Source organism: Chloroflexota bacterium, assembly GCA_015478725.1.
GTDB lineage: Bacteria > Chloroflexota > Limnocylindria > Limnocylindrales > CSP1-4 > C-114.
On sequence record JADMIG010000076.1, the window covers coordinates 1 to 2,428 of the forward strand.

A 2,428-nucleotide genomic window follows, 5' to 3' on the forward strand; every position below is an offset into this window, starting at 1 on the left:
AATAAATAAGGCTTCAAGCGGTCGGCACGACCCAGCGTGAAGCCTATGTTGCACGGAACCTTCGGTTGCGGTGAGGTTGAGTTTTTTCTATGGAGATTGAATGGATCGGAGCAGATCAGGAACAGCTAAGATTCATGCCCTGAATTTTATTTTGAAATTGTACCCGAGATAAAACGCGACTATTTTTTCTGAGGTCATTCGATTTGATGAGGTTTTTGGATTTTATTTTCGCTAAGACGCAAAGCGGTGGCAACACCTGTTTAACATTGAACGGCATGAGGGTCTGGTTTGGTAAATGATTTTAAGAGAGAAATATCCGGAGGCCCGCGCCTGTCGAAAACAAGAATGGTGGACATTGTTTTCTGTTTGCAAACCGGACAGCACAACGGATCATAGCCAAGTCGCTCAGCGCTGATTATTTTCCAATCTTTCTCCCGATAGCTATCGGAATCCTTTTTCTGACACTGCTGAGATGAGCCGAGTTGCTGATGAATCAGCGGGATCGTTTTTTGTTTTCGCCTGCTGCTCAGTATTCCGTAATGACGGATGCGAGGAAAGGCTTTAGGAAGAATGTGCAAAGAAAACCTGCGGATGAATTCGCTGGCCTGAAGCGTGAGCAGTTTGGTTTTGCTTTGATCACGGTAATCTTTGTAGCGGAAAGTGACGAGAGTATCTGTGATAGCGGAGATGCGATGGTTGGAGATTGCAATCTTGTGGGTATAGCGTCCCAGGTATTCGATCACTTGTTTTGGGCCACCGAATGGGAGCTTTGCATAAACCACCCACGGGTTTTTGAACAAGCTATTATAAAACGGTTTGTCAATCCCTTTCATCCTGCTACGCAGCGTGGCCACAAACCTTGCACGGAATACGGAGCTCATTGCTTTTACAGGAAAGAGGAACCCACCATCGCTGCGTGAATATTTCCAATGACCGGCCTTTGTTAATCCACCGCCGGGTACAATACAATGAAGATGCGGATGCAAGGATAGGTTTTGTCCCCAAGTGTGCAGGATACTGATCATGCCAGTTTCAGCACCGAGGTGTTTTTGATCAAGCGCAAAAGATCGGATCACGCTCCATGCGGTATCAAAGAGGAGTTTGTAAATCTTGGCTGGTTCATAGAGGCAGAGTTGGTTGAGCTCTTGTGGTAAAGTGAAGACGACATGGAAGTAAGGTACGGGCAAGAGATCCGCTTCACGGGCGAGGATCCAGCGCTCGCGCTGTACCTGCTGGCACTTAGGACAATGGCGGTTGCGGCATGAGTTGTAGCTGATGCGCAGATGCCCACAGGAGGAACACTGATCAATATGTCCGCCCAAGGAGGCAGTGCGACATCTTCGGATGGCATCCAGAGTGCGCCATTGCCAGGAGCTCAAGGACAAGGAGCGCGTGATGTTCAGCCAATGAGTGTTGAGCACATCGGCCACTTCAAAAGCGGGACGCACCGGTCAGGCTTTTTCGTAGAGCTTATCGAGTGGGGAAAACGGTGGTCGTCTTCCGGCCTGGGCAACATGGAGGTAGACCATGGTCGTCTCGATAAAAGAATGACCGAGAAGCTCTTTGATGGAAACAATGTCGAGACCGTCTTCAAGTAAATGAGTAGCGTAGGTGTGCCGGAGTGTATGAACGGTAACTTGTTTTAGGATACCGCTTTTCCGGGTAGCTTCGTGCACGACCCATTGCACCCCTTTTTGCGAAAACCCTTCGTGATGATCCTTGCCGTTGAAGAGCCACTTGTGTGGACGTTCAGATTCCAGATAGCTTTTCAATCCGCGGCTTAGGTTTATGCCGATGGGAACATAGCGATCTTTACGGCCTTTGCTTTGGCGGACATGGATCATGTTGCGTTCAAAATCCACATCTTTGATGAGCAGGGTTCGAGCTTCGCTGCACCGAAGCCCACAGCCGTAAAGTAGGCCAAGCAGAACGCGGTGCTTTAACAGGCTGGGTGCTTTGAGCAAGGCTTTCATTTCCAGACGGCCCAGCACGACAGGTAATTTTTTATCGCGTTTGAGTTTTGGTAATTTGATGGCTCGATCATCAAGCCCTTCACAACGGAATAAAAACCGGAGGCCATAAACGGTGTGCTTAAAGAAAGACTCTGATGCGGTAGTATTTTTCTTTTTCACCATCAGAAGATATTCTTCGATTTGTTCGGTATCAAGTTGGTGGGGGAGGCACTTGAAATGGAGTGCCACATGAGAGATACACCTCATATAATTATTGAGCGTGCTGGTACTTTTCCCGCTGACGATAATCTTTCTTTCCAGCCTCTTGTAAAGGGCTTTGAATCCTGCTACTTTAGTGCATGCTAGCTGAACCAAGGTAGTCTCTTGCTGCTTCATGTTGTTCATAGTTGTAGAAGTTTGGTTTACCTATACAACTTACAACGAAGTGCGCAAGAGCTACCGAAGGTTTAGTGCAA

2 protein-coding genes are annotated in these 2,428 nt (G+C 47.8%); both read right to left on the reverse strand.

The window, feature by feature from the left end; genetic code table 11:
• Nucleotides 1-260: 260 nt before the first annotated feature.
• Nucleotides 261-1,448 carry an IS91 family transposase gene (locus IVW53_15760; protein MBF6607019.1) on the reverse strand — a complete coding sequence of 396 codons (1,188 nt, stop codon included), beginning with the start codon at nucleotides 1,446-1,448 and terminating at the stop codon, nucleotides 261-263.
• A gap of 3 nt (nucleotides 1,449-1,451) precedes the next feature.
• The gene (locus tag IVW53_15765; protein MBF6607020.1) at nucleotides 1,452-2,348 is read right to left on the reverse strand and encodes a tyrosine-type recombinase/integrase; all 897 of its coding nucleotides are present in this window, start codon (nucleotides 2,346-2,348) and stop codon (nucleotides 1,452-1,454) included.
• Nucleotides 2,349-2,428 lie beyond the last annotated feature (80 nt).